This window comes from Bacteroides sp. 1_1_30, from assembly GCF_020982715.1.
GTDB lineage: Bacteria > Bacteroidota > Bacteroidia > Bacteroidales > Bacteroidaceae > Bacteroides > Bacteroides xylanisolvens.
This window is the reverse complement of record NZ_JAJKHN010000161.1, coordinates 1-5,224: the sequence shown is the minus strand read 5'-3', so window position 1 is coordinate 5,224 and position 5,224 is coordinate 1. Positions and strand designations below refer to the sequence as shown.

The window sequence follows — 5,224 nt, the reverse complement described above, 5'->3', positions numbered from 1 at the left end:
ATTAGCCATGGTCTCGTGGGCTCGGAGATGTGTATAAGAGACAGATATATATCTGTATTATTAAAGAAATGTAAATATTGAACACGTCCTGTTCCAAAATTATTTTGCCCTTTAGATTCATCATATAATCTTCTTAGACGTCCAAAGTTATCATCATTAAATCCAATTCCTGTATCAATAATATCAATAGACAAAAAACTGTATTGTTCTTGATTCAATGTTTTTGCCTTGTTGATTCTAATGGTAATAATGTCATCTTTACCTGATGTTGCTTCTAAAGAATTGCTAATCGCCTCAAATATTGGTTGAAGATATGAAGAATGTTTTTTTACATGCTTCTTCATTAGTGTTGGATAAGATATATCTTGCGGTACAAATGCACCATTAATCAATTCTTTATACATAGCTGTTTTTATTAGAGTTTAGGAAATATGATTCAACAAATATATTAAGAAGTTATTAGATATGCCATATGATTATCGTTTTTATATCACAAAACAATTTTTAATTATAAACCTTCTCATAGTTTTGTTCTACGAATAAGCTATTCATCCCCAAAAACGCTTTAAATCATAATACATGGAGCGTGTCATTTCATTCTGATCTTTCTCCGAAATAAAATCAAATCCACACTTCAAATAGAATCCAACCGCATCATGGTAGGCATCCACCGTAATGAAACGACATCCGGTACGGTTTCCGTGAGTGAACATAAACTTGATAAGACGAATAATATCCCTTCCCAGTCCCTGTCCTGCATATTCTTCTGATATAGCCAATCTTCCGATTTTAACAGCAGGATAATGTTTTCTGCGTTTAGCATTGGCAACACGTCTGCTCAATCTGTTCCATATAGAACATTGGTCAGGATCAAAAGTTATCTTATCATTCAACAAGCTAAAATAAGCGACAGTTTTTCCGCATGACAAATCTTCAAGCAGATAGGTGACAGCCATCAAGTCTGCCAGATATTTTTGAGAGTCATCAAATAAAAAACCGTTTAAGTCATTGTCTGTGCACTTAAACGGTTTTATGTTAGTATCTACCTTTAACGGTACAAAATCATAATTTTCAATAGCCATTGTTACAATGCGAATGAAGCAATGGCTTTGAACTTCTCATAAACTTTCTTTGCGGCTTCTTTCTCTTCCTTGCTTTCAGGTTTGAGATTTGCCATTTTTTCCGCAAAGCGTTTTGCATCCTTACCGGTTACGACCGGAGTCTCTTTAATTGGTCGAGCCATAGCATTTATATGATTAATATTACATTGCAAAGATACCATTTTTCTTTCATTATAAAAAACTAATCAGCCTATTTTTAGACAAATACATAAAAAAAGATACCCCTCCGGACCGCTGTCCTTTGGAGTATCACCATTCGAACAAGAAAAGAAACTTCATCCTGTTTCACAACTGTATGAAGTCATTGCCATGACAAACACCAATACGCAGTTTGGGATTTCCTGCCTCACGGCAGTAGTTTCACCGGTACAAAGCAAAAACATGGACTTATTCTTTCGGCAGCGGATAGCTCTCGGACAGCTTGTCCTCACGTGCCTGCCGTTTTATCTCGTTCTCGTCGAAGTTGTTGCGGATGAACTCGTGCAAGTCCGACTCCTTGTAATACGTCTTGTGATATATCGAATAGAACTTCAGCACCCCGTTATTCCGGTATCGTTGCAGAGTGCGTTTGCTGATGCGCAGCAACAGGCATACTTCCTGATTGTCATACAGACGCTCTCCGTCCAGGTAGTTCAGGTGCTTTTCCCTCGTTTCCGCCTTGTCCAGTTTCCGGGAGATGCGGTACAGCTCACCCATGATACGTTCCATCCATGCTTCAAATTCCGTTTTATCTACTAACATACGCTTCCCTCCTTAAAAGTTCCCGATAACATAATAGCTCTGGTTATCGGATGATTTCAGAATGATTTCTTTCTCACGCATGAACTTGATGTAGCTTTTCGCCGTGCGCTCCTTCACCTCCAGTATCGACTGGATTTCTTCCGCAAGCTCCACGTAAGTAACGAACCGCTTCCGGCTGAATACCTCTTTTGCCACCGCTACAAGCTCGTCCTCTTTGCGCTTGTCCTTTTCCTCTTTCGGCTTTTCGCCCAGATAGACGTGCATGGCCTTTTCCTTATCCCACGAAAACTGCATGATAGGCACGTCCAGCGGACTTCCATCCCTTACTTTCAGAGCCTTCACCACCGATACGGCCGGATCGCTGTCCTTCTCTATGGAAAGGATTGCCGCAGCCTTCCGCTGCAACTCGCTTCCCAAGTGTCCCCTCAGCTTCAGCCCGTTGGGGATGAAATGCAGTACCGTAACGATACACGTTTTATAGATACCGGCCAGCCGGTACAGTTCTTCCACGACGGCTATGCTCTCCGCTTCATCGTTGGCGCATTTTATCAAATCCGCAATCCCGTCTATCACCACCAGATGAACACCGCCGTATTGATAATGGTACTTGTCCAAGCTCTGGATAATGGAAAGCAGGCGTTCTTTCCGGCTCATTCCCGTAAGGCAATACGCCTTGAACCATTCCGGCATCACCTCACGTCCGCAGCGCCGCAGTAGGTTGCTGATATTCTTATAAAGCTGCACTTCGCTCTGTTCCGTGTCATAGAACAGGACCGCCTTGTTCTTGCTATTTTCGTGAAGCGTAACGCCCAGCGCATCCACATCCGTTCCGGAGGGACGGATAGCACCGGCAATCAACGCAGCCACATAGTTACTTTTTCCCGTGCCTTCTCCGCCGGTGACACAAAGCAGGTTGCCTTGAGTTCCGAGAGGCACGTCATTTACCGATACGATCATCTGTGCAATGGGAGGCGGGTTGTTGAAATCCACCTCGCAGGATTTCAATGCCGACATGGTTTCACTGTATAAGGTTTCCAGATAGTCCAGAAAAAGTTTTATCAAATCCTCACGGCTGTTTCCCTGCATAAAGTAGTCCGAGACATCCTTCTCCGTCTTTGTACCAGCAAGCGGGAGCAACAACCGTTTAACCCCGTATTCTTTCAGTTCCTCTTCACGCTTCGCCGAGCTTTTCAGCCCGGTACTGTCCACATCATAGAGGAGGATGATATGTTTGAACCGGAACGAAAGCCGGTGTATGACAGCCGCAGGGATAAAAGCCGTTTCCGAATTGAAACAGATCGCATGGAAGCCGTGTGCCGCCAGGCTCATCACGTCCTTTTCTCCGCCTGTGATAAAGAGCAGATCACCTTTTGCCGGCAGTTGTTCCAGCCCGAAACAGTAGTTGTCGCCAAAATCACCGACGTACAGGAACCGCATTTGTGAACATGGACGGTAAACCTTGATATGCTGTTTACCCATATATCCGAACATCGGTTCATCGACGCTTGTCATACAGGAAAAAGGCTTTCTTTCCTGGTTCTCACTGCTGAACTTCTTTAGCGATACCGTCCGGTACGCTTTCAGAATATTCTCCCCGATACCCGATTTACCCCAGAAAGCAAGTTCCGCAGCCGTAAAGGGCTTTTGCACGACAGTATAAGGCCGGACACTTTTCGCTTTCGGCTCTTCCGATACCACTTCATTCTTTTGGGGTACTTTGCTATGGCTCACATGATATTCCTCATGTGCGGACAGCCCCAAATGTAGGTCACGGTTTATTATTTCCATGATCTCGACAAACTCTTTAGGCTCCTTGCAGTTAAGGCCGTTCAGCCTGCCCACCAGCTCAAAGCAGTCCCCCGAATAATCCTCGTTCCCGAAATCCTTCATTTTAAACACACCGGCCTTACGTTCGTAATAAATATTGCACGAAGCCTTCGTATCCTTATAAAAAGGGTTCAGGAAGTTCTTTCCCACCTTGAAGTCCACCGGCAGGTAATAGCGGAATACGGAAATGCCCTTTTCCGTCATTTTCAGTATATCATCCTTTCTTATCATTGCCGATTCTCGTTAGGTAGTTCTTGCGAAAATCCTCCAATGTTTGAGGTTTGCACCGAATGGTACGCTCTTCCAGACAGCGTTCGACTTCCGACAGCTTGTACATACACCGTCCACGCAGCATGGAGTAGCTGATCAGGTTTTCATCCCTCAGGCGTTGCAATGTGCGTGTACTGATGCCTAACGCTTCCGCCAGTTGATTGCTGTCCAGCCAAGCCTCCTTTTTTTCTTCCGAAGGCAACTGCGCTGCGGCTACATACTCTGCGATTTTTTCTATCTTCCCTACAAGCGCTTTATACGCTTCGCTTTCAAATGTAATAACTTCCATAACAAACTTAATTTTCAATGTTTGCTGCAAAAGAATAACAATAAAAGGCAGCGCATGGGATACTATACGTGTACTACACCATGATTTTTTCGGTTCAGCGCAAAAGGAGGGGAACCGCTTCACATAAACGGCGGTATCGAGGCGGACGGCAAGGCTGTAGGACTGATGCAGCATCCGCCCGGTGCAAGGGGCAAACCTATCCATATATATAGGTTCGCCCCTTGCACTGGGGATCTTTTTTAAAGATTTAATAATCAAATGTTTGGAAAATAAAAAGTAATGCTCTATCTTTGCGGCATCAGAGAACAGCTGACAAACGAATGCCTCTCACTGACAACAAGCGTTCCTATAAATCGTTACTAATTCGTTACGGTACAATTTTTCAAGGTTTACAAGAGCTTATAAATCAAAGATATAGACCGCTACGGTGAAAACCCCAGGCGGATCACCAAAACAAGATTAAGCCTCTGATTTTCAGGGGTTTTTCTTCTTATCCAAAGGCCTTATTTCCATTCTACTCCCCATTAAATATGAACAACAGAAAAAATTATATAGTCTACCTACAACAATCAGCCATGAAGCAGGAGGAATGTCAAGACCCGAAGTAGAGGTACAAAAAAATTATACAGACTTACTCGACAGACAGAAACAGATTACTAAAGATAACCATTCCTCAGCCAATAAAAAGAAAAGCAATACACGCCACAACTTATTTTGCACAACTTGTTTGGAAAATAAAATATTTTTTCCTTACCTTTGTATTAGGATTTATTTCAAATCTTAATAAAAATAGAGCGTTAAGGCATTATCCAAGTTCAGGAAATCCCCAATTTCAAGACAACAACTGGATAATACATTGGACGCTCCACGTACTATTTATATATTAAAGTGTTATATATATAGGGATTGTCGTTTAATGTTTTTAATCTGAGCGAAGCAGCGACCAATCCATTCAATTTCTGCGTCCGACTCATCA

The 5,224-nt window shown here is 42.9% G+C and carries 6 protein-coding genes; all 6 read right to left on the bottom strand.

Annotated features, from left to right (window positions below; all coding sequences use genetic code 11):
- Positions 1 to 404: ATP-binding protein (locus tag LPH68_RS25425; protein ID WP_230297223.1), on the bottom strand; the 404-nt coding region annotated here is incomplete at its 3' end.
- Positions 405 to 548: 144 nt separating this feature from the next.
- Positions 549 to 1,082 carry a GNAT family N-acetyltransferase gene (locus LPH68_RS25420; RefSeq protein WP_151923863.1) on the bottom strand — a complete coding sequence of 178 codons (534 nt, stop codon included), beginning with the start codon at positions 1,080 to 1,082 and terminating at the stop codon, positions 549 to 551.
- 2 nt (positions 1,083 to 1,084) lie between these two features.
- A complete protein-coding gene (locus LPH68_RS25415) occupies positions 1,085 to 1,243 on the bottom strand; it encodes a hypothetical protein (RefSeq protein ID WP_168169400.1) in 159 nt (52 codons plus the stop codon).
- A 265-nt stretch (positions 1,244 to 1,508) separates the two neighbouring features.
- Positions 1,509 to 1,862: a helix-turn-helix domain-containing protein gene (locus LPH68_RS25410; RefSeq protein WP_032846482.1), complete on the bottom strand. Its 354-nt coding sequence runs from the start codon at positions 1,860 to 1,862 to the stop codon at positions 1,509 to 1,511.
- A gap of 12 nt (positions 1,863 to 1,874) precedes the next feature.
- Positions 1,875 to 3,920 carry a bifunctional DNA primase/helicase gene (locus LPH68_RS25405; protein WP_151923864.1) on the bottom strand — a complete coding sequence of 682 codons (2,046 nt, stop codon included), beginning with the start codon at positions 3,918 to 3,920 and terminating at the stop codon, positions 1,875 to 1,877.
- A complete protein-coding gene (locus LPH68_RS25400; RefSeq protein ID WP_032846487.1) occupies positions 3,904 to 4,248 on the bottom strand; it encodes a helix-turn-helix domain-containing protein in 345 nt (114 codons plus the stop codon). The genes LPH68_RS25405 and LPH68_RS25400 overlap by 17 nt, the downstream gene beginning before the upstream one ends.
- Between the last annotated feature and the right edge of the window lie 976 nt (positions 4,249 to 5,224).

Coding starts and splice junctions, on each gene's coding strand:
- LPH68_RS25420 (WP_151923863.1), bottom strand. CDS start 1,082: ATGGCTATTGAAAATTATGATTTTGTACCGTTAAAGGTAGATACTAAC.
- LPH68_RS25415 (WP_168169400.1), bottom strand. CDS start 1,243: ATGGCTCGACCAATTAAAGAGACTCCGGTCGTAACCGGTAAGGATGCA.
- LPH68_RS25410 (WP_032846482.1), bottom strand. CDS start 1,862: ATGTTAGTAGATAAAACGGAATTTGAAGCATGGATGGAACGTATCATG.
- LPH68_RS25405 (WP_151923864.1), bottom strand. CDS start 3,920: ATGATAAGAAAGGATGATATACTGAAAATGACGGAAAAGGGCATTTCC.
- LPH68_RS25400 (WP_032846487.1), bottom strand. CDS start 4,248: ATGGAAGTTATTACATTTGAAAGCGAAGCGTATAAAGCGCTTGTAGGG.